The organism is Bradyrhizobium sp. USDA 4501 (assembly GCF_054062115.1).
This window is the reverse complement of record NZ_JBSSEX010000001.1, coordinates 7093854-7115449: the sequence shown is the minus strand read 5'-3', so window position 1 is coordinate 7115449 and position 21596 is coordinate 7093854. Positions and strand designations below refer to the sequence as shown.

General features: G+C 61.2%; 18 protein-coding genes, 1 tRNA gene and 1 pseudogene. 8 read left to right on the top strand and 12 right to left on the bottom strand.

All coding sequences use genetic code 11. The features are described 5' to 3' along the window. Positions 1-170 precede the first annotated feature (170 nt). On the bottom strand, positions 171-1274 hold the full coding sequence (locus ACVWZM_RS32760) for an MFS transporter (RefSeq protein WP_456855602.1): 1104 nt from the start codon (positions 1272-1274) through the stop codon (positions 171-173). A gap of 169 nt (positions 1275-1443) precedes the next feature. On the opposite strand from ACVWZM_RS32760, the gene ACVWZM_RS32755 reads away from it, so the two are divergent. The 3 genes from ACVWZM_RS32755 (at position 1444) to ACVWZM_RS32745 (ending at position 4627) form a co-directional block, all read left to right on the top strand. Continuing rightward, the gene (locus tag ACVWZM_RS32755) at positions 1444-2337 is read left to right on the top strand and encodes a LysR substrate-binding domain-containing protein (protein WP_456855601.1); all 894 of its coding nucleotides are present in this window, start codon (positions 1444-1446) and stop codon (positions 2335-2337) included. Between the two features lie 978 nt (positions 2338-3315). Beyond that, positions 3316-3552: a patatin-like phospholipase family protein gene (locus tag ACVWZM_RS32750; RefSeq protein WP_456855600.1), complete on the top strand. Its 237-nt coding sequence runs from the start codon at positions 3316-3318 to the stop codon at positions 3550-3552. Next, positions 3527-4627: a patatin-like phospholipase family protein gene (locus ACVWZM_RS32745; protein WP_456855599.1), complete on the top strand. Its 1101-nt coding sequence runs from the start codon at positions 3527-3529 to the stop codon at positions 4625-4627. Before ACVWZM_RS32750 ends, ACVWZM_RS32745 begins: the two co-directional genes overlap by 26 nt. Before the next feature lie 68 nt (positions 4628-4695). On the opposite strand, the gene ACVWZM_RS32740 is transcribed toward ACVWZM_RS32745, so the two are convergent. The 4 genes from ACVWZM_RS32740 to nagA form a co-directional block, all read right to left on the bottom strand. Beyond that, complete coding sequence (locus ACVWZM_RS32740) at positions 4696-8055, bottom strand: AAA family ATPase (protein WP_456855598.1); 3360 nt, start codon at positions 8053-8055, stop codon at positions 4696-4698. A gap of 228 nt (positions 8056-8283) precedes the next feature. Further along, on the bottom strand, positions 8284-8709 hold the full coding sequence (locus ACVWZM_RS32735) for a YybH family protein (RefSeq protein WP_057020648.1): 426 nt from the start codon (positions 8707-8709) through the stop codon (positions 8284-8286). A gap of 301 nt (positions 8710-9010) precedes the next feature. After that, positions 9011-9172 carry a hypothetical protein gene (locus ACVWZM_RS32730; protein ID WP_156436543.1) on the bottom strand — a complete coding sequence of 54 codons (162 nt, stop codon included), beginning with the start codon at positions 9170-9172 and terminating at the stop codon, positions 9011-9013. Continuing rightward, entirely contained in the window at positions 9173-10348 is a 1176-nt protein-coding gene (gene nagA, locus ACVWZM_RS32725) for an N-acetylglucosamine-6-phosphate deacetylase (protein ID WP_456856806.1), read from the bottom strand. It lies immediately after the preceding gene. A 119-nt stretch (positions 10349-10467) separates the two neighbouring features. Between nagA and ACVWZM_RS32720 the strand changes: the two genes are divergently transcribed. The 4 genes from ACVWZM_RS32720 (at position 10468) to ACVWZM_RS32705 (ending at position 13632) form a co-directional block, all read left to right on the top strand. Then, positions 10468-11406 carry a BadF/BadG/BcrA/BcrD ATPase family protein gene (locus tag ACVWZM_RS32720; protein ID WP_456855597.1) on the top strand — a complete coding sequence of 313 codons (939 nt, stop codon included), beginning with the start codon at positions 10468-10470 and terminating at the stop codon, positions 11404-11406. A gap of 19 nt (positions 11407-11425) precedes the next feature. Next, positions 11426-12382, top strand: a complete 957-nt coding sequence (locus ACVWZM_RS32715) for an N-acetylmuramic acid 6-phosphate etherase (RefSeq protein WP_456855596.1) — start codon at positions 11426-11428, stop codon at positions 12380-12382. An 11-nt stretch (positions 12383-12393) separates the two neighbouring features. Next, entirely contained in the window at positions 12394-13392 is a 999-nt protein-coding gene (locus tag ACVWZM_RS32710) for an SIS domain-containing protein (protein ID WP_456782037.1), read from the top strand. Positions 13393-13464: 72 nt separating this feature from the next. Beyond that, on the top strand, positions 13465-13632 hold the full coding sequence (locus tag ACVWZM_RS32705; protein WP_156436544.1) for a hypothetical protein: 168 nt from the start codon (positions 13465-13467) through the stop codon (positions 13630-13632). Positions 13633-13652: 20 nt separating this feature from the next. Here ACVWZM_RS32705 and tenA read toward each other — a convergent pair. The 6 genes and pseudogenes from tenA to ACVWZM_RS32675 form a co-directional block, all read right to left on the bottom strand. Continuing rightward, a pseudogene (tenA, locus tag ACVWZM_RS32700) lies at positions 13653-14326 on the bottom strand (thiaminase II). A 722-nt stretch (positions 14327-15048) separates the two neighbouring features. Continuing rightward, complete coding sequence (locus ACVWZM_RS32695; protein ID WP_456855595.1) at positions 15049-15831, bottom strand: C13 family peptidase; 783 nt, start codon at positions 15829-15831, stop codon at positions 15049-15051. Positions 15832-15971: 140 nt separating this feature from the next. Continuing rightward, positions 15972-16739 carry a DeoR/GlpR family DNA-binding transcription regulator gene (locus ACVWZM_RS32690; RefSeq protein ID WP_076834264.1) on the bottom strand — a complete coding sequence of 256 codons (768 nt, stop codon included), beginning with the start codon at positions 16737-16739 and terminating at the stop codon, positions 15972-15974. A 151-nt stretch (positions 16740-16890) separates the two neighbouring features. Next, a complete protein-coding gene (gene pdxA, locus ACVWZM_RS32685) occupies positions 16891-17889 on the bottom strand; it encodes a 4-hydroxythreonine-4-phosphate dehydrogenase PdxA (protein WP_057020626.1) in 999 nt (332 codons plus the stop codon). After that, complete coding sequence (locus tag ACVWZM_RS32680; RefSeq protein WP_092090552.1) at positions 17886-19193, bottom strand: four-carbon acid sugar kinase family protein; 1308 nt, start codon at positions 19191-19193, stop codon at positions 17886-17888. The genes pdxA and ACVWZM_RS32680 overlap by 4 nt, the downstream gene beginning before the upstream one ends. A gap of 29 nt (positions 19194-19222) precedes the next feature. After that, positions 19223-20263, bottom strand: a complete 1041-nt coding sequence (locus tag ACVWZM_RS32675; RefSeq protein ID WP_225164475.1) for a 2-keto-3-deoxygluconate permease — start codon at positions 20261-20263, stop codon at positions 19223-19225. Between the two features lie 453 nt (positions 20264-20716). On the opposite strand from ACVWZM_RS32675, the gene ACVWZM_RS32670 reads away from it, so the two are divergent. Beyond that, positions 20717-21421, top strand: a complete 705-nt coding sequence (locus tag ACVWZM_RS32670) for a hypothetical protein (protein WP_456855594.1) — start codon at positions 20717-20719, stop codon at positions 21419-21421. 57 nt (positions 21422-21478) lie between these two features. Here ACVWZM_RS32670 and ACVWZM_RS32665 read toward each other — a convergent pair. Continuing rightward, positions 21479-21568: transfer RNA gene (locus ACVWZM_RS32665), tRNA-Ser, on the bottom strand. Positions 21569-21596: the final 28 nt, after the last annotated feature.

The following is a 21596-nucleotide window of genomic DNA, read 5'->3' as shown; positions in this document are numbered from 1 at the left end:
TTCGCCCCCGAAACGAAAGGTCAACGACCCTCGTTCGGCCACGCATACGTTCTGGTTGCAGGATTGAGTGCAAGAAGATCAACATCTTACTGGATACTCGTTGTCCCCCAGCGCGGCGACCGCACAGATACGTGCTTCTTTTTCGTTCGCGCGCAAGTTCACAAAGGCGACTAGCATCGCATGGTGAAGCCGATCATCAGGCTCATGCCGCCCTGCAACAGGAAGCCAAAGATCAGCACCCAGGCGGGATCGGTCTGCTGCGAATACGCCAGCGCGAACACGCCACACCATAAGGCCGCAAACATGGTGCCGCGACGGCGTCCAATCCAGTCGGAGGTCAGCATGCCGACCAGCGGCCCGAGCGAACTGCCCAGCGCCATGACGGTCGCAAAGCTGAGCGACTTCGTGACACTCAGTCCCTGTTTGACGAAGAAGGTCGGCACCCAATAGGAGAAGCTGTAGGAACCGACCAGGCAGGTGATGCAAACCGCCATCGCGAGCAAGGTGCGGGTGACGACGCCGCGCGAGAACAGGATGGAGATCGGTACCCAGGCCGGCGCAGGCGCGGCCACTGATATCACCGGCGGGAGAGGCCCCGCCTTCGAGGCCTCAGCTTCGATATCCTGCATGATCTTTTCGGCTTCTTCATAACGGCCGCGCGCTTCGAGCCAGCGCGGCGACTCCGGAAGCTTGCGGCGCAGGAACCAGACCCATAATGCGCCGCAACCGCCGATCAGATACATCGGCCGCCATCCAAGTGCCGGAATGACGAATAGTCCGGTAAAATTCACAGCGAATGTCGATGCCATCGACACCACGCTGATCAGGCCAAGCGCCCATCCGCGCCGTTGCGGCGGCACAAACTCGCTGACCATGCCGTAACCGCAGACATATTCTGCGCCGATCGCTACTCCCATGAAGAAACGCATCGCCATCAGCCAAGTCATCGAGGGCGCGAGCATCGAGAGCAGGCACATGCTGCCGAAAATCAGAAGATTGAACTGATAGGCAAAACGCCGGCCGAACCGGTCACCGACCAACCCCGTCATCAGCGCGCCAATGGCGAGGCCGGCAAAGGTGATGGAAATGTAGTGGGCATTGGTCTCCATGTTCGACCAGCCCTCCTTAACGAGGGCGCCCAACACGCCGGCGGCCATCTGGTTGTCGAAACCGTCGAAGAACATCCCGAGGCCGATCAGGCTGAGAATCCGCCACTGGAATGCGCCCATCGGGAGCCGGTCAAGCCGGCCCGCGGCGTTAACGGGGGTGGTCATAGAAAGCGTTTCTCCCGCAAGTAGCGGCGTTCAGCGCCGCTTATGCGGGCAAAATAAGCGGAATGCTTTGGGCCGAGTATGCTAATTTACTCATCACGACGATGACTTATCTTCAGAGCAACACAGAGAATGCGGCGCGGACGCGATCAGCCCTCAGTGGGAGGCGCTGATGGCCCGAAAATTGCCCCCGCTGAATGCACTTCGCGTCTTCGAGGTCGCCTCCCGCTCCGAGAACTTCACCCACGCCGCCAAAATACTCAACGTCTCGCAGGGCGCCGTCAGCCGGCATACCGCCCAACGCGAAGCCTTCCTTGGCCTGCGCCTGTTCGTCCGTAATCAACGCGACGTCAAGCTGACGACGCAGGGCGAACAGTACGCGCAGGCCATTGCCGAAGCCTTTGATCGCATCGAACTCGCGACCCAGGTCAGCCGCCGGGACAAGCAGAATCGCGTGGTGCGGATACGGCTGTTTCCCACGGTGGCGATGAAATGGCTGGTCAAGCGGCTCGCGCGCTTCCATACCCTTTACCCAAGCATCAATGTGCAGGTCACGATCGCCAACGATCTCGTCGATGTGAGCGCTGGCGAGGTGGACTTCACCATTCGGACTCCCGCCATTCCAAAGCCCGGCGTGCGTTACGACACGCTGTTTCCGATCGAGCTGCTGCCGGTTTGTAGCCCCGTCGAATTCAACAAGCATCCACCCGTGCACGATTCACGAGAGCTGCTCGACCGCACGTTACTTCATTCAATGAAGCGCCCGCACGATTGGCGGATTTGGTTTGAGGCGGCGGACGTCACAGCCGGGAGCTTTCGCGAAGGACTGCCGTTCGGCAATTCCTCGCTAGCCTATCAAGCGGCGATCGACGGGCTCGGCATCGCGGTGGCGCATCTGGAACTGGTCCAGGACGATCTCAAAGCGGGGCGACTATTGGTGATCCTTCCGCTGGTGGTACGAACCGCCGAAAGTTACCACCTCATCGGCCGCGAAACCGACGTTGGCAGGCCGGAGATTGCTGCATTCCGCGACTGGCTGCTGTCCGAAACCAGGACACAGAATTGACGTTTCTCGATCGGCAAGATCTTGTTCTGCTATTGTCAAATCAGCATCGCTGCGAAGCTCGCCGACGGCGCTTGGATCGCCATTTGCCTTGGCGACGCACTTCAGGTGTCACATTGCTTTATAGGCAGGGATTTCCTCTCGAAATCCCGGCTTATTTTGTTCGTCAGGCCTATACACGTATCGAGCTGGGCATCTGCCAGAAGCGAAGGCGGCTGATCCGCGAAGGTTAGGGGGGATCTCGCCACGCCTTGGCGCTGATGTTTTATTGCTTCTACATCAATGGCTAGGTGAATGATCCGGCCGGCCGAGGAATTCGGAGTCACCGGGAACAGTCTGGCCAACGTCTGCGACAGGCTGGACGTGCTTTATCTTCCGCGCGGCCCCTCGGCCAAAGAAGTAAGCCGGAAGCCGGTCGTCATACTTGAGCTTTCACCTCGGCGGGACAGGATCCCAAACACGGCAGATAAGGGAGGTATCTCTTTTTCCCCTGGCGTCGAACCAACCGACCACTGCTTGCTACGCCGAACACGACCCGTCTGTCTGAAGAGATTGAGCTTACTACGTCCGCTTTGCTCCTATAGCGACCAGGTTCGTGCGGCAGCGCAATATGTCGCGATGGGCCAGAAGCGAAAGCCACAATTGGACAACATCTCCCCTACTAACATCGGCGATAAATATCTTCCGTGAATTGGTTCACAAATGGGCGGGCCAGACCGCGATACGCTTGCTCGAGCTCTTGGCCGGCGTGCGCCCAGCGCGATCAGCAGGCTCGAGAAGGCGCCGAACCTCGACGTCCACCGTTCCGTCGTACGTATCGTGTTTCGCAACGCTGCGATCAATGAGTTGTCGAGTTGGATTCAACGGCATTCGGTGCGGCCGAAAGCCCGCGGACCCAGCAAACGACCAGTCTTTTAGTTTTACGCGGTTCAGAAACTTGATCAGAGAATAAGCCATGCAAAAAATTTGATGGAGGAACCAATGGTGAAGAGGGCGATTACGCTCGGCGGTGGTGGTCCGGCGGCAGGGCTGCACATTGGAGTTCTGGAAGCTCTTGCCAACGCAGGTATAACCTTTGACGTGTGGGCATTGTCCTGCATCGGCGCCTGGGTTGGGATCGTCTACAATCAGTTTGACAACGTTGACAATAAAGACAGGGCGAAACAGGACCCATCAATTCTTCAAGAATGGCGTGTTTCGAGACGACGAAAGCTATAGGCGCTTTCCCATAAACACGGTGTTCGGCCCGGATTGGGAAAGCATCGGCAAGGCTCTGACCAACTTCGTCGCAGATCCCAATACCTATAAGGATTTGTGGGACCCAAACAGGGTCGCGAATGCCTTCAGGGAATCCATGTCGCTCTGGTTCGCTCAACAGCCCGACACGGACGGCGGGAAGAAGTTCACGAGCCCGGATGAGGGAGACGTAAACAGATGGGTTCTTAATCAGGTGCTGGCCCCAAATCCTTTCGTTCGTTATCTCACGTCAATGATGTATCTGTCCCAAGTCACCGGCCTCTCCAGGATCAACTATCCACACAGCCAGTTTATGAAGAGCATAAATTTCGACGCGCTGGGAAGACCCGAAAAGCCATTCATATTCCACAACGCCTGGAATCTCGATGAGCATAAACTCGCGTTGTTTTCCAACCGCCCAATGCCCAAGAAGGTCGATGAGAACAAGAAGGTCGACGGGAAAGAGTACAAAGTGCCTATCAGCGCATCCAGCTTATGTGCGTGTTCAGCCCTTCCCTTCGTGGAAGAAACCGTAGAGATCGACGGAGTTACCTACTGCGAAGGAGCACTGGTCGATACGGTCAACTTCGAGAGCTTGCTCCAGGAGCATCATAAGCCGGGCGATGAGCTGGACGAGATATGGGTGAGCAGGATCGTCGATTCAAAGCAAGTCCGCAAACCGGAAAACCTTCACGATGCCCTGGCCAATCTCTGCCAATTGTTCGCAGCGACCGTTGGCGAAGATGACGTCAAGCTCTTCAAATACCACGTGCGGTACGACAAGCCAAAATCCGGAGAGCATCCGTGGAAGGGCACAATCGTCGAGATTCATGTGCCGGGGCACATCAGTTTCAAATGGAACCACAGCAACCTGGACAGCGGGAGACAGTTGGGAAGGATCGCTGCTGAACAAGCAATCAAGGCATACTACGAACACGAAAAACGTCCGCCGCATGACGGGCCACATTTCATAAATGAGAATCCTGCGGAAAGCGATGAGGCGGGATGGCGAGAGGTTAAGGAGGCATATCACGAATGTCGAAGGCGGGCTGCGTAACGGCAAGGTAAAGCAGCCTTGAGGCCGACCTGCTGAGCCAAGCTCCAATATCCGCAGTCGAGGCGCAATTACTGCAGTCGGTCGAGTAATGCCTTTGCCTGCTTCAGATCCTGCGTTTCAAGACCCTCGACGAACCAGCCGTAGATGGGCACGAGCTGGTCGAGCGCTTCGCTGGTTCTGCCCTGATCGATCCACAAGTTGGCGAGGTCAACTGCTACTCGAAGTTCAAGGGCCTTGGCGCGCTGACTTTTCGCAGTTGTCAATGCGTGATCGAGCAGTGATCGTGCATCGGTGCTGGCCTCCGGTGCATCGCGGACGAGCAATACGCGTGCCTTCAATCGATACAGCTCGGCCTCAAATATCCGTTCGCTATTGCGGCCGGTTGTAGCGAGACCCTGCTCAATCAGTTCGAGCGCGGCTTCGCTTTGATGGCTCGACAACAGAGCGGCACTCAGGAGCACATACAGTGCTGTGATGCCAAGCTGATAGCCCGCGCCGCGATATTCGTTCATCGCCGTACGGATTTCCTCGAGCGCGGCGGACGAAGGATCAAGGAAGGTGGCGCTTATCCCCCGGATGGCGCGAGCCAATCCTCGCCACTGCCGGAATCCGAGTTCTTCCGACAAGGCGAGACAACGATCGGCATAACGGTGTGCCTTTCGGAAGTCACCCCGAAGAGCGTGGAGAATGGATGCATAATAGCATCCATAGGCCTGCGAATGCGGATGACTGATGACGTCGGCACGCTGAAGGGCGGCATTTACACGCGCGAGTGCCGTATCAGCACGGCCCTGCAGCCAGAGCGCCCATGACATCAGAGCCAGGTCGGCCACACCCGCATCCTGGCCGGCAGCACGCGCCGCCAATCTATCATGCTCGCTGCTCGCTTCGAACGCTTCGAAGGCCCGTTCGATCACCTCCTGGGCACCTACGAGATTTCCCATGAAAAGGCGTATCATCCCTTGCCCACGCATCGCGTTGAGCAACGTTGGTCGATCACCCCGACCCTCCGCAAGATCGAGCAACACCGAGATCATTTCCTCGGCGACCGGCAACTCGCCGCGAATGACGCTCGCGGTGGTCAACCAAAACATGATTTGTAGTCGCTCGGGGGGATCTCCGAGCCGCTGGCACAGCTCGCGCGCTCGCGCAAAGGTCGCCACCGCCTGGGGCGAGGCCGGCCCCTGGGTGGCAATGAGGCAGGGCCCGAGCGCGTACTGGAAATCAAGCTCCAGCCGGTCTTTAAGCGCACCGTCGGCCAAATGGGCCGAGACCTCAATGCCTTTGCGCAAGTGTGCGATCGCTTCGAGGTTGGCGGAGCGCATGGCCGCTTTCTTGCCTGCCAGGAGCCAATATTCTCCCGCCTTTTCGAACAATCCCGCCTCGGTAAGGTGGAGTGCGAGAGTCTCGGGTTGAGACTCCACAATTTCCGGGAATCGTTGCTCGAAAGCGTTGGCGACGGCGGCATGCAGCGCTGCGCGTCGGCTCTTCAGAAGTCCCGCTTCGGCAGCGTCCCGCACGAGCGCATGCTTGAAGGTGTAGACCGCCCGGGGTATCTCGCCTCGGCAGAATATCAACTCCGCCTGAACCAACTGGGCAAGCGCCTCCTCAAGCCGTTGCCTTGGCAGCTTGGCGACCACGCTCAGCAGTTCGTACGAGAACTCGCGCCCCACAACGGCGCCGATCTGAGCAACTTCCTTCACGGGGGCCAATCGGTCGAGCCTAGCCATCAGCGATGCGTTCAATGTCGTTGGAATCGCCATCGAGGGTAGCGGACCGCTGACCACGTAATGGTCGTCTCGCTCCTGCAGCAAGCCGGTTTCGAGCACCGCCTTGGTCAGTTCCTCGACGAACAGGGGCACGCCGTCGGTGCGAGCGAGGATTTGGTCCAAGACCTCCTCCGGGAGCGTCTTGCCTGCCGTGACGCGCTCGATCAAGGCCGCCCCGTTGCGCCGGTTCAGCCGTGTAAGCGAGACGGTCGTCACATGTGCATGACCAGGCCAGGGCGGCGTGAACTCTGGTCTCGCGGTGATGAGCAGCAGCACTCGGAGTCGTGGTACCTTTTCCAGTGTAATCGTGAGCAGCTCCATCGAAGTCGGGTCCGACCAATGGGCATCCTCAAAGATGATGAACACTGGCTGCCGCGCCGCCAACGCTTCGAGCTGAGCCGAGAATGCCGCCAACGTCATCTCCTTGCGTTTCTGCGGACTGAGCTCGGGCAGCTGGTAGCGGTCACTGACCGGTAGCGACAGAAGGTTTGCTAGAGCCGGCACCACACGATCTGCGTCGGCGCCAGACCGCAACAGCAGAGCTTCAAGCTTGGCAAACTTCTCCGTCGGCGCTTCACCTCTTTCGAAACGGGCAGCACGTTCGAGATTGTCGATGAACGGATACAACGCACTGTTGGTATGGTGCGCCGAGCAGAAATGGCGGACCGTAATGTGTGGTTCGGCTTGGAGCCGTTCTTGAAGCGCCAGCGCGATGTGCGACTTACCGATACCTGGCTCTCCAGTTAGAACCACTACGCAACCTTCGCCCGAAGAGGCGTGCTGCCAGCGCCGCAACAGCAGCTCGATCTCCTCGTCTCGCCCGATCAAGGGCGTCAATCGAGTCCTGTGCTGAGCCTCAAAGCGGCTTTCGACTCCAGTCGTCCCGAGCACCTGCCAGGCAGGTATTGGCTCCGCCCATCCTTTCAGCGCGATCGAGCCAAGATCGCAGTATTCGAAATATCCTTCGGTGAGCTGGCGCGTACTCTCGGAGATCAGCACCGTACCGGGCTCGGCGAACTGCTGCAGACGAGCAGCCAGATTCGGTGTCTCACCGATCACCGCCTGCTCCTTGGCGGCGCCTTCGCCGATCAGATCGCCCACGACGACCATACCGGTAGCGATGCCAACGCGAACCTGCAGCTTGGTGCCGATATCTGTCTGAAGGTTGGCCACGGCATCGACCAGTGACAGCCCCGCACGTGTCGCCTGCTCGGCATCGTCCTCGTGCGCCAGGGGGTAGCCGAAATAGGCAAGCACGCCATCCCCCATGTAGCGCGCGATAACGCCCTCACTCCGGGCGATAACCTCAGCGATGCAGGCGTGATAGTCGCCGATTATCGAGCGCAAGTCCTCCGGGTCCAGCCGGGCCGAAAGTGCGGACGAGCCCACCAGATCGCAAAACATGACCGTGATTTGGCGCCGCTCGGCGCCGTCTCGCGGCGCTGGTTTGGCAGCCGCTTGGTCCGATCCAGCGACATCATCCTCAAGTGCCGCAATCGCGCGCAGCATCTTGCGCCGGTGCCCAAGCAGGACGCCGAGGTCCTTGAGGTCCTGCTCCGTGAGATCGCCGACGACCGAGAGGTCGATAGCGTTCTCTGCGAAACGATCGGCGTACTCTCCCAAACCGATCGATGCCAGCCACTCTGCAATACCTGTCATGGTATACCTATGGCCAATAGGGATAAGGGTAGCACATTGCAGAGACCTGCGAAGGCACATCTGCAAATGGAAGCACCGATCGCGAGACATCTCAGCCAGTTTAACACATTGGCTCCGGCGAAAGCTGGGCGCTGCCAAGCGATGCCATGGGGCCCCGATCGCGCGCGCCTTCGACCGTGCAATAGCCAACTCAACGTAAGCGCGAAGCACAGCTATGAACAGAGATGCCTAGTTGCCGTCGTTCCAGATGTCGGTGGTCAGCTTCCAATCATCGCCGACCTTCTCCCAAACCACGACATACTTTCCAGTCACATCCTTCGGTGTCGGTCCCTTGGTCTTGAGGGCGAACGTCCCAATCTCGCGCGCCGCGGTTGGACCAAGGGGCTTAACGTCAAGGGTTGCGAGCTTCGGATCGCTAACTTGTTCCGCCATGCTTTTCCACATTGCCTCGATGGCTGATCGGCCGTGAACCATCGCGGTACCTGGCGGGAATGCGGTCGCATCCGTGCTGTAGAGTGACGCAACTCCCGAGAAGTCGCCCTTGTTGAACAATTCAATCCATTTCGCATTGATGGCCTCGATCTCGGCTTTTTGAGCTAACGCCGGGGCTGTAAACGAGATCACGAATGCAATCATCAAGGCTATGCTACGCATGATCATCTCCAAATATGTTCGATGCGAATGCAGGGCGGACGTTGACTTGACAAGAACCGGGTGCGTTGAATGAGGTATCCCAGACCGGGTTTGGCGCGCCAGCAATTCCGGGGAATTACCGTCAGCAACATTGACTAACCAGCGCAACGCGCGCCTTATGGTAGCAAGTGACTTCGCGCAATTTCTCACCAATTCTCAAGCCGGATGCTCGGCCAGTGTGAAGCCAATAGCGACGTCGCATCCCCGCTCTGGAATTATGGTGCGCTCGGAGGGCGTTCGCATTTGCTGCGATTGCAACAGCTTACTTGGAAGGATGAAGGGACAAGGCGCATTTTTCCCGGTCAGAGGTGCCTTTCCCACTGCCGTGCAGGTCGGCGAGACTGCGCGCAACCGCGCGAATCTTCGCCGGTGTTTCAAGGCAGGCACCACCGTATTTCTGCACGACGATGGGCTGGTTGCGCATCTAACCTCGCTCGGAAGCCTTGTTCGCCTCGCCCATCGAACCAACACCGCCTATCCATGTACCAATGACCTCAAAGTTCGGATTAAAGGCGACAAGATCCGCGCGGTATCCGGGCGCGATCCGTCCAAGCTCGGACCCAAGGCCTAGAAATGCCGCGGGCGTCCGGGAAGCCATGATAAGAGCATCGACAAGGGAGATTCCGATAAGCGCAACAGCGTTGCGCACCGCCTCGATCATGGTGAGGTGAGCGCCCGCGAGCGTGCCATCCCGGTCAGTCAGGCGATTGTCGTGCAACGTGATCTCCCTTCCCTGTAGCAGGAATTGCCGGTCGCTCGTGCCCGCCAATGGCATGGCATCGGTAACCAGCATCAATCGATCGCGTCCCTTGCAGCGCAAGGCAACACGCAAGCCGACGCGGTCAACGTGGATGCCGTCGCAGATGATCCCTGCAAACAACCGGTCATCTCCCAGCGCGGCGCCCACCAAGCCCGGCTCTCGGGCGTTCAACTGCGACATGGCATTGAACAGATGGGTCACCCCCGAGACACCGCGATCGACCGCCTGCCCGATTTCGGCTGCGGTGGCGTCGCTGTGGCCGGCCGCGATACGCAATCCGGCGCCGATCAATTCATCGATCATGGACGCGGGCACGCATTCCGGGGCCAAGGTCACCATGGAGCGACCGCGGTCCCCGAAGCTTTTGATGGCGGCGAGATCGCGCCGATCGGGCACGCGTATCTCGGCTTCCGGATGAATGCCCTTGCGAGACCTGTTGAGGGCCGGACCTTCCAGATGAAAGCCGAGCACGCCAGGAATTTCGAGGCACGCCTGAGCTGCTACAGCCAATCGTTCGATGACCTCGCTTCGATCGGTGATGAGGGTCGGCAAACAGCCCGTGGTGCCGGTCTTGCGGTGCCCCTCGACGATGCGGCGAACGCCGGCCTCCGTTGGCTGGTCGTTGAGAAGAACGCCGCCGCCTCCGTTCACCTGAACATCGACGAATCCGGGTGCAAGTATCGCATCTCGGGGAAGGTGGATCGAGGCGCGCGCTTCCTCGGTAATGCCTTCGATCCGCCCCTGCGATATCCTGACCAACCCCGGCCCGCGCATGTCGGCACCGTCAAAGATGTGCTGCGCAGCAATCGAGAAAACCACGGAAGACCCAGCTTGGCCCATAAGTGCTGATCCGAGAATGGCAATCACGGACTCGTGAGGCGAGTCCCGTGCTGTACAGGTCCCTATATGTACACAACGGGCTTCAGGGACCCGGAGCTAAATCCTTGCGTTAACTTCTCATGGAAACAAAAGGTACCACCTATCTCGGCATCGATGGGGGCGGAACCCGCTGCCGCGCCCGGATCGAGGACGAAAACGGCAGGGTACTCGGTGAAGCGAGCTCGGGGCCTGCCACGACCCGGATTGGCTTCGACAGGGCCTGGCGGTCCATCATGGAGGCCACCGAAGCGGCGGCCGCACAGTCCGAACTGACGCGCGAGGATTTCGCGCGGATGCACGCCGGAATTGGCCTCGCCGGCATTGGTCGCCGGGGCGCGGAAGCGGCGCTCAAAGAGATCCCGCATCCCTTTGCGTCCGTTATCTTCATTAGCGATGGCCTAGCTGCCTGTGTCGGCGCCCATAGCGGCGCGGACGGGGCCATCGTGGTGGCCGGCACGGGCTCGGTGGGTGTCGGCCTGATTGGCGGCAGAGAGATCCGCATCGCCGGTTACGGCTTCCCAGTCTCGGACGAAGGCAGCGGCGCCGACATTGGCCTGCAGGTCGTTCGACTGGCGCTGCGGGCCGCGGATCGCCGCGGCGAGCTGACACCATTGCTTGCAGAGGTGCTGGGCGCATTCGATCAAGATCCTTATCAGGCCGTGGCGTGGTCTGAAGAAGCCCGGGCCACCGACTACGCCGCGTTCGCGCCGACCGTGATGCGGCATGCCAATCAGGGCGATCCGGTCGGCCGCCGCATTGTCGAACGCGCGGCCGATGCCATTGGCGATCTGCTTGATCTGTTCCTGGCTAAAGGAATTGACCGGCTCGCGCTGGTGGGCGGGCTCGCGGATGCGATTACGCCCTGGCTAACGCCTGACCTGCGCGCTCGCCTGAGGCGTCCTGACGCCGACGCAGCGGCCGGCGCGCTGCTTGTGGCCCGAGGGCGGCTCGACCTGCGCAAGCTGGACCCGCCCAAGAGAGAAACTGACCATGAACAGGCTTCGAAGTTCCGCGTTTGATGGTGCTTGGATCACCGATATGGCCACCGAAGAAGTCGATCCCAGATTTGCCGACCTTGATGCATGGTCGCTGACGTCAGCGATGGAAGCGATGTGGGAGGGCCAGCTTGCGGCGGTCGCCGCGATCGGCCATGCCCTTCCCGCGATCACCGCGGCAGCCGAAGCGGCCAAGACGGTGCTGGGCGACCGCGGGCGCATTGTATATATCGGCGCTGGCACGTCAGGCCGCGTGGCGGTCCAGGACGGCGCCGAGCTGACGCCGACCTTCGCTTGGCCCCGCGAGCGCGTCCGCTTCGTCGTTGCCGGCGGTGACAGCGCGTTCGTCACCAGCATCGAGGGCGCGGAGGACGATGTCGATGATGCAGTCACGCAGATCAGCGCCGCACGGCTCACGCCGCACGACGTGGTGATTGCGGTAGCCGCCAGCGGCACAACGCCGTTCACGGTCGCGGCGCTGCAGCAGGCAGGGTCTTTCGATGCGGTAACGATTGGTGTCGCCAACAATCCCGGCACCGCACTGCTGGCATTGGCAAAGTTTCCGATCCTGGTCGAGACCGGCCGAGAGCTGATCGCCGGCTCCACGCGGATGAAGGCGGGCACCGCGCAGAAGGTCGTGCTCAACCTGATCTCCTCGGGGATCATGCTGCGCCTTGGCCGGGTATATCGCGGCATGATGGTGAACATGCCGCCGACCAATGCCAAGCTGAAGCGGCGCGCCGAGGCCATGGTGGCGCAAATCGCGCGCTGTAATCCGTCGCACGCGGCACGCTCGCTCGAGCAGGCCGAGGGAGACATCAAGATTGCAGTCCTTCTGGCGCTCGGTGTCGACAGGGTTGATGCGAAGACCGTTCTGGAGAACTGTGACGGCAATCTTCGGCAAGTGTTTGTCGAGCTTGCCAAGAATCGTGACTCGCATGGTGACCGACTCCCAAAGGGAGCGGCGGGACGCGGCCGAGGCGGAGTGGTTGAGCCGTGACGATATCCGCGATGGCGAGCGAAATCGGGGAAAGCGCGGGTGTTGTCGCTAACATTGTTCGCAGCCGACCCGCCTTGCGCGACATCGCACAGCGGATTGGGATTGACTCCGCCCCTTTGTGCGTCGTGTGTGGTCGGGGAAGCTCCGGGCATGCCGGGGTTTTCTTGAGATATCTTGTCGAGACGCGGCTTCGCCTTCCCGTTTCAGCAAGTGCTCCCTCGGTGATCACGGCATTTCGCACACCTTTGATGCTCCGCGATGCGCTGTTCATCGTAATCTCGCAATCGGGGCGCAGCCCGGATCTCGTCGCAGCGACCAGGTCGGCACGAGCCTCGGGCGCACGCACGATTGCCATCGTCAATGCGCCGTCGTCGCCGGTGGCTGACGAAGCGGAATTCGTCGTTCCGATCGAAGCCGGCCAAGAACACTCCGTAGCGGCCACGAAGACCGTGATCGGCTCGATGGCCGCCAGTGCCGGACTGGTTGCCGAGCTGGCGCAAGATCGTGCGCTGCGGTCAGCCCTCGACCGGCTGCCCGAGCGCCTGCACCGCGCGCTGGCGCTCGACTGGTCGGAGATTGCCGATGATCTCGTCAAGGCATCAGCCGTGTTTGTGGCGGCTCGGGGCCTGGGCCTGGGCTCGGCGAGGGAGATCGCGCTCAAGCTTTCGGAAATCATGCGCCTGCCCTCCATCGGACTGAGCGCCGCCGAGCTGCAGCATGGGCCACGTGCCGCGTTATCGTCGCGCACGCCAGTTGTCATGATGCGCCTCATGGATGAAACGGCGGCCACGGTGGACGCACTGGCAGAGGAATTGCGCGAGCAAAAGATCGCGCTGCATCTCTGCGGCGGACCGCATGGCTCGCTGCCTTGGTTGGTCGAGGATGACCCCGCCACCGACCCGATCACCATGCTCGTTCCGGCCTACCGGATGATCGAGCAGGCGGCATGCGCGCGCGGATTTGACCCGGATCGTCCCCCTCGCCTGAGCAAGGTTACCGAGACGTTTTGACTGATCGCTGGCTGGCGACCAAAGCGGGAGCGACATCATCAAAACGTAACAAACGCGAGCAGAAGCGACCGAATGCGCGGCAAAGGCGACGAAGCTGATCGCTATTCTGCCGCTCATAACGGTCTGGTTGCAGGTTCGAGTCCTGCCGGACCCACCAAAATCATCAAAGAGAGCCCAATTGAGACCAAATCTGCGGATAGCTTTGCCAACAAATTCGAACCGATGACCTTCAGGTTATAAGCATGACAGTTTCCGAAGCGCTATTCGACACGCTGGCCCGCGCGCCAGCCCATCTCCCAGAAGTCTGCCTCGAGACGAGTAGCTTCCTTGAAGATCGCAATCAGCTCTGCCTCGCGGGCCGGGGTGGCGTAGAGATCAGCGAGATTTCCAAGTGTGCTCCCGCTTTCGCCGCGACCTCTTGGTATGGCGCACCAGCGTACTCGGCAATCCACACGCGATAGGGGTTCGTCGCAGCGTTCGCATCGGGTTGTGCAGCCAGCCGCTTCGCGATCTCCGCGTACCCGATCACGCATGGGGCCAGCGCCACCTTGAGTGCCAGCAGATCGCCGCGCATTCCAGCATCCAGCACGTAGCGAGTATAGGCTAGCATCTCGGCCGCCGGAGGGGTCTGTTCAAGGTCGCTTGGGGACAGACCCCAACCGGCACAGAGTGTCACATGAAGGTTCATCTCGACATCAAGGATGGCCGAAAGACCGGCCGCTGCTTCACGCATGTCGGCAAGCTTGGGCGATTTGTAGACCGAGAGCGCGTAGGCGCGCGCGAACTCGGTGAGGAACAAGTAATCCTGAGCAAGATAATAACGAAATGCCGGTTCGGCGAGCGAGCCGTCTGCCAATCCGTTCGTGAAGGGATGCTCGGTGTAGGCGCGCCACTCAGCAGATGCCTCTGTCTTTAGACGCTCCCAGAAACTCACGTTATGTTTCGCCTGGCTTGTCATGAACCGCTTTTGATTCCTTCCCATAGCCTGCATTATGAGGCTGACCTTGGCCGGCCACGGCGATCTGCCGGCGCGCTGCCGTATGGAGGTCGCTTGCCGTCGATCGCTGGGCTTGAGTGCGTTCTCACGTTATCACCTACAGAACGCAACGTCCTGGTCCAAGATTCGACTACTGACAATCCGTACCAGTTTCGCGCCAATAACAACTCGCACGAAGGGCGGCGAACGTGGTCGAATTCGACGAAAAGGCAGGAAACTTAACAGCGGCGACGATTGTCCCACCGCTCATAACGGTCTGGTTGCAGGTTCGAGTCCTGCCGGGCCCGCCAATGAGATCAATAGCTTACTTCGTTCCCGTTGCCCGCAGCGCGACGACCGCACCAGAAACCGCACCAGATACGTGCTGTTTTCGTTCACACCAAAGTTCGCAACGGCGTCAGGCAAGCTCACCTGCTAAATGAGTGGACGCGACAGTGCCATCCACGATCCTCGCCTTCGGCCGACGGAGAGGCACCGACAGAAGCAGTCTCTCCCTTTGGCGGTGAAGTCGGCTATCTCCGGCAAAGCGGAAGTCAGCCATAACGCCAATCAAGTCCGCTAAGGGGCCCGTAGCAGACATGCGGCGCGATGCGGTGACCAGATCAACATGGACGAGGTTGACGGCACCCACCGGCGCCGGCCGCAAACGCGGCCGGTCCTCAAGGATGCGCAATGAGCAACGGCTGCACGTTTGCGCCGCCTGCCATCAGGGGATTCGACGGCTCGAAGCGAGCGCGCAGTTCTCGCTGCTGGACGAGCGAGCGTGCAACGACAAAGGCGTTCTTCAGGCTTCTGGCTTGCCGGAGTGCGACATTGAAAAAGGCGTTGCCGAAATAGGTCCACTTGGCTTTGTCCCGACAGCCGAACGATGAATGGTCGGCATCGGCCGCGGTGATTACCAACGTATCGGGGTTCGCGAGACGAGGGATAAAGACCCCGGAATAACAGGCAGAGATGACCACCACCTTGTATCGCATGCCGGTCCGCGCCAACATGGCGGCGAGATGGGACGGCGTGAGCGTTTGCGTAAGCCGTCCGGCTTTGATTGCAAGCCCGTCGGGGGAGCCGTGCGAGGTGAGAATCAAGAACAGAACATCATTCTCGGCGTCCATCCCATTGGCCGCCGCCTGCAAGGACTTAGCCAGGCCTTCAATCGTTGCACCTCCGCCTTTCTTCGAATTGAATTGCACGTTGACTGGGCCGCTCCCGAAACGACCCGCTACGACCTGTGCTGCGCCGGTCGCCTCGCTTCTAAACACGCCCTGATCGCCGAAAAGGCCGAACGACACCACGCTCACCTTGCGAGCGTCCTCAACGGCGTGCACCGGCGAAGCCAACGGCGCGACGGTCAAAGCAAAAGCGACGAGCGGCGCGCCAAGCCGGCTGATCCAAGAGCCGATCCAAGTGCCATTCCAAGAACCACTCCAAGACTTGCACGCCATGGCGAACCTCGTTTGGTGATCGCCACCTAGCATATGGCGATTCAAGTTGACGGCATTGCGCCCCGGTTCAGCGATTCCTTACCGCAACCCCGCCTCGGTCGATATTTTTCTCCGATCACGCGAAAAATTGCGATGCCGGCTCAGCGAACGCCGGCAACGATCACGCGCGCTCCCGCGTCGGCGAGACGCTTGCACTGCTCCTCAGATGCGCCGACATCAGTCACCAGAGTCCAGCGCGGCGGCAGCGGCGCCCAGGCCATCTGTTCGGCGCGGCCGAGCTTGCTGGCGTCGGCGAGAACGATGACTTCCTTCGACTGCTGCATCATCAGCGACTTCAGTGCGACCTGTTCGAGATCCGCTTCGCACAGGCCACGGCCATTCACCACGCCGTCGGCGCTCATGACGGCGCGGTCCGCGGTCATGCGCCGCAACGCCTCATTGGCGAGCGGCCCCATGGTGCTCATGCTGGTGGTGCGCAGCGCGCCGCCCAACACCACAAGCTCTATGCTCGGAGCCTTGGCGAAGAAGGGCAGCAGCGCAAGATTGTTGGTGATGATGCGCAGCCGCCGATGCTGCAGCAGTCGGCCGAAGGCTGCGACCGTCGAGCCGGCATCGAGAATCAGCGTGTCGCCATCCTCGATCAGATCGATCGCCGCGCGCGCGATCGCCTGCTTCTGTTTGCCCTGAACCGCGAGGCGCTGCTCGAGCGTTGTCTCGTTCGCGTGGGCGGTGAGAATGGCGCCGCCATAGGTGCGGCGCACGGCATTGTTCTTGGAAAGATGCTGCAAGTCGCGCCGCACGGTGGAAGCGGAAACGTCGAAGCGCCGCGCGAGATCGTCGACATCGATCTCTCCCGCGTTCAGTGCTTCCAACAGACGAGCGTGACGCTCCTTGCTGCGCATCGACATCGAACCTCAGCCCCCCGGATCCATTGCCGTCAGCCGAGCTCGACCGTATCGGCTTCGCGGCACGGCCGATGGATACCACGATGCATCGGCCGCGCAATGTCTGCGCTTAACGCGCATCTCGCTCCTCATCCTGAGGAGCCCGCGCAGCCCCTCAAGCCGCCTTCTTCGGCGCGAGATCGACTGCCTGCCGCAGCGCTTCGATCAGGCTGCGCTCGTCGGCAATGCCCTTGCCCGCGATGTCGAAGGCGGTCCCGTGATCGACCGACGTGCGGATCACCGGCAGACCAACAGTGATGTTCACACCGGCTTCCAGCCCCAGCACCTTGATGGGTCCATGGCCCTGATCGTGATACATCGCGACCACCATGTCGTAGTCGCCGCGGCCGGCCAGGAAGAACAGCGTGTCGGCAGGCAGGGGGCCGTGCACGTCCCAGCCCTTGCGCTGACAGGCTTCCACGGCCGGCGCGATCTTCGCGGCTTCCTCGCCGCGACCGAACAACCCGTTCTCGCCGGCATGCGGATTGATGGCGCAGACGCCGATCTTCGGATTGGCGACGCCGGCGCGCACCAGCACGTCATGCCCGCGTGCGATGACACGCTCGACGAGGCCGGGCTCGATCTTCTCGATCGCATCGAGCAGGCCGATATGCGTGGTCACGTGAATGACGCGGAGTTTCGGCGACACCAGCATCATCGATACTTCCGGCGTGCCGGTCAGATGCGCCAGGAGCTCGGTATGGCCGGGATATTTGTGGCCGGCCGCATGCAGCGCTTCCTTGGAAAGCGGCGCGGTGCAGATGCCCTGCGCGAGCCCTGCCTGCACCACCTGCACGGCTTTCTCGATGTAGCGATATGCCGCCTCACCTGCCGTCGCCGACACCTTGCCGAACGGCAGATCGTCCGGCACCAGCTTCAGGTCAACGCACTGCACGGCCTTCGACGCAAAATTCGCCTGCTTCGCGTCGCTCAACGCATCGACCTCAAGCGGCACGCCGACGATCTGACCGGCCTTGCGCAGACGGTTGGAGTCGCCGATCACCAGCGCATTGCAGATCGCCCGCACCTGCGGCTGCGCCAGCGCCTTCATGATCACCTCGGGCCCGATACCGGCCGGATCTCCCATGGTGATCGCAATGGTCGGACGAGTCATATGAAACTTCCTCTGGTTCGGACGGCGCGAAGCCGCTCGCTGATGCGGATGAGGCTGTTCTCGTCACCGAACGCGCCCGCTTTGGTGGCGATCGGAACAGACAATCGGCCAAGAGTAAGGCCGAGCGACACGCCCGGCTCGATTTCGTCGGCAAGACGGATACCGTTGACACCGAAGCGCGACAGCATCGCCGCGGCGGTTTCGCCGCCGGTCGCAGCGAAGGCGCCGATCGCGGGTGCGACGGCCTCAAGAGCGTCGGCGAGCCCCTTGGCGAGCTGCGGGCCGAGCGACATGTCGGGGTGATCATCCATCATGATCTCAACCAGTGTATCGCCGCCGCCGGCAAGTCGTTTCATCACGTCCGCGGCGAGCGCCGCCCGGCCGGCACCATCGTTGAGCAGCGTTTCCGGCGCGACCGGGAAATGCGCCACGGTGCCGGTCGCCTCCAGCTCGCGCGCGGCGGCGCGAGATGCGCCGGCGAGCGAGCCCACCACGATCAGGGTGCCGGATGCGCTCGTCGGAATGCGCAGCGGCTCGACGGCATGGCTGACTTCGAGGCCGGCCAGCGCATGCGCGAGGCCGGCGCTGCCGATGAAGAAGGTTGCGGGCGATGCATGCAGGCTCGCCTCCGCGATCAAACGCAGATCGTGTTCAGTCTCGGCGTCACAGGCCGCGACCACGTCGCCCTCCCAGGCGAGCCTCGCGAATGTGGCTTTGAGATCGCCACCGCGCACGGCAGCGAGCTTGACCTTCTCACCGCGAACGCCCGCGGTCGCGAGAACGTCGACAAGATCGGCATTCGGGTAGGTGTGGTCGCGGTGCCAGACCTCGGCCTCCTCGAGGGGGCGGCCTCTGACCAGGATACGCCCGTCGATGGTGGTCCGGCCGGTGGCCGGAAAGGCCGGCGCGAACACGCCAAAGGCCGGACCCGACCGTGACTTGAGATGCGCAAGCGCGGCGGCAGTCTCCGCTGCAGGTTGCCCCCGCAGCGTCGAGTCAATCTTCTTGAAAAGAATACGTCCGCCTTCGCAAAGGCGCGCCAGCACATCGGCATGGCGGGCTGCAGCGGCCCCGGCCGAAAGGCCTCGACTCGCGGCATCGTAGGCCAGGACGGGCAGCTGGTAGCCCGACGCGTCGGTCACCTCACCCCACGTCACCGCAGCTGCACGCCCCCTTCTGCCGAAGGCGATCGCACAGTCCGCGGCACCGGTGAGATCGTCAGCGACGATCAGCCAGCTTTGGCTTGACGCGTTTTCTTGACGCGAACCGGTATCCACTTCGCTCGAAAACGCTTTAGGGGCCATCTTCAGCGACCTGCTTCAGTGACTTTGCCTCAGTGACTTGCCTCAGTGACAACCGAGCGCGCCGCGGGGGGCATCTTGCCGGCAGAAGCCACGTTGTTCTCTTCTGCAGGCTCCTCGACGTCGCGACCAACAACGCGGGCTGTCCAGGCGGTGACGATCGGCACGAGGATAGCGGTAACCACGACGCACGCCGCGACGAGGATAGTCGCCGGCCGCGCCGCGTCCGCATAGGCTGGATTCGCCGCGGCGACAATCGCCGGGACGGCCGCCGCATTACCGGCCGTCGAGGCCGCCGCAACACCCGCGACACCATTCCCGCCAGTGATGCGATCGGCGAGGAACAGCGGGATGCCGGTCACAACCACCACGGCCACTCCCATGCCGAGGCCGAGCAGGCCGGCCTGCCAAACCTTCGACAGATCGAGGCCGGCGCCGAGCGCGAAGGCGAAGAACGGGATCATCACAGGCACCGCGCGGCTCAGGAAGTCGCGCATCTCTCTGTCGAGATTGCCGATGATCATACCCACCACCAGAGGCAGGATAGCGCCCACGAGGGTCTGCCATGGAAATGCCGAGAGGCCGGCGACGCCCAAAGTGATCATGGTGAGGAAAGGACCGCTCTCCAGCGACATGACGGTATAGGCGCCGACGTCACGCGGACGTCCATATTGGCCCATCAACGCCATATAGAGACCGCCATTGGTGTCGTTCATGGCGGCGACGATCGCGAGCGTCGAGACACCCGCGAACATGCCAGCTGCGACCGGCGTCTCTCCCAAAATGCGGCCGAAGATCAGGCCGAGGACAACGGCCACGCCAACCTTCACGATCAGCAGGGTGCCGCCCTTCTTCACAATGTAGGGGGTCGCGCGGAAGTCGATGCTCGCGCCCATGCAAACGTAGAACACGGCGAGAATTGTCAGCGCGCCAGAGAACAGTGCGCCGGTGAAGGAGCCAAAAAACTTCGGGGTATCGGGAAAGAAGGTGGCAATAAGCGCCCCGACCAACAGAGGGACCACCATCATCCCGCCCGGCACGCTCTCGATCGCCCGCTTAATTGGAACCTGCATTTCTGTTGTCCTCCCGCACACCGCGCACTTCCGATCATTTTGCGCGTTTTGCTATAAAAACGAGCAAACGGTGGCCGTATATGCTCATATCGCGCAGTATTCAAGACCTATTGCGCATTTTGCGCAAAACTGACCGATCATTCGCTCCGTCAGATGCGATTGATTTTGCTCGCGGGAGAATGCCAGGGAATTGGGTCATGAGAGGTTGGGCATGGTGCTCATCGCGCAGATGCTCGAAACGCTTACTTGGGGCAACACCCACCGAAGCCCCGACCGTCGCATGCTTCGGCCGCAAGGGTGCCCGGCCGGGCCCTCGCCCGCAGGCGGGACACCGCCTCGGCCAGCGGAACGTCGGCCTGTAAGTCGTCGCGCTCGCGCAGGCTCTCTTCGGGCGCTAGTACGAAACCTCCCAAGACCGCTCTGAGATTGCCTCGGTATTGCAGGCGAAAGCCGTTGCGCAACGGCCGATGGGCCTACTTCTTCGAGCCTCCAACGTGGGCACGTGCGCAAGGGTGTCACGTCAAGGCGAAGGGACTCGGTGAGAACTACAATGCGGCCGTTGAGCGCGCCGAGTACGTTCTTCTGCCGGCCTTCGACAGCTGGCGGTCTCACGGGCTGACGGAGTGGTTGCAGCGCGAGGAGCATGTCGTCGGAGCTTTTGAGATTTCGCACTACCGCCCCAAGGAGCGGCCCAATAGCGTGAAGATCGTGCATCCGAAGAACGGCGAGGAAGCCTGGTGGCCGCTTTTCGATGATCGGGGCGAATCACTTTTCCCCGAACTGATGGCCGAGCTCAATGCCATCAAGCAGGTCACGGTTTCGGGTCTGGTCTTCAGGCGCGATCGCGCGCACCGCAAGTCGCGTACTCCGCCACCGTGGATAACTGAGCGCAAGGACCTCCGCTACCTGCGCAGCGTCGTGAAGGACATTGTCGCCGCGGCCGGCATTCGATCCGAGCTTTCATTCACCTCGTTCCGCCACGGCGGCTTCACCGAGGGTGCCGACAGCGACCTGACCGACGCGGAACTGCGCGCAGCCGGCCGCCACAGGTCTGCACGGCAATTGCCGATCTATGCAAAGCGGACCCGTAAACAGCTGATCTCGGGGACCCGGAAGCGCCGCGAGAAGCGAACAAAAGCAGCCGGTTTGTCGGAATAGACGCGGCCGTTTGTCGGAATGACAACTACGAGGGCTAACCTAAGCTATTGAAAAGCTTGGTGGGCGCACCAGGGCTCGAACCTGGGACCCGCTGATTAAGAGTCAACCATGGATTGAGAACAATCAATGACTTGCCGGTCGCATCCCCGGGCTTGTCCGACCGAAAATGGGCATC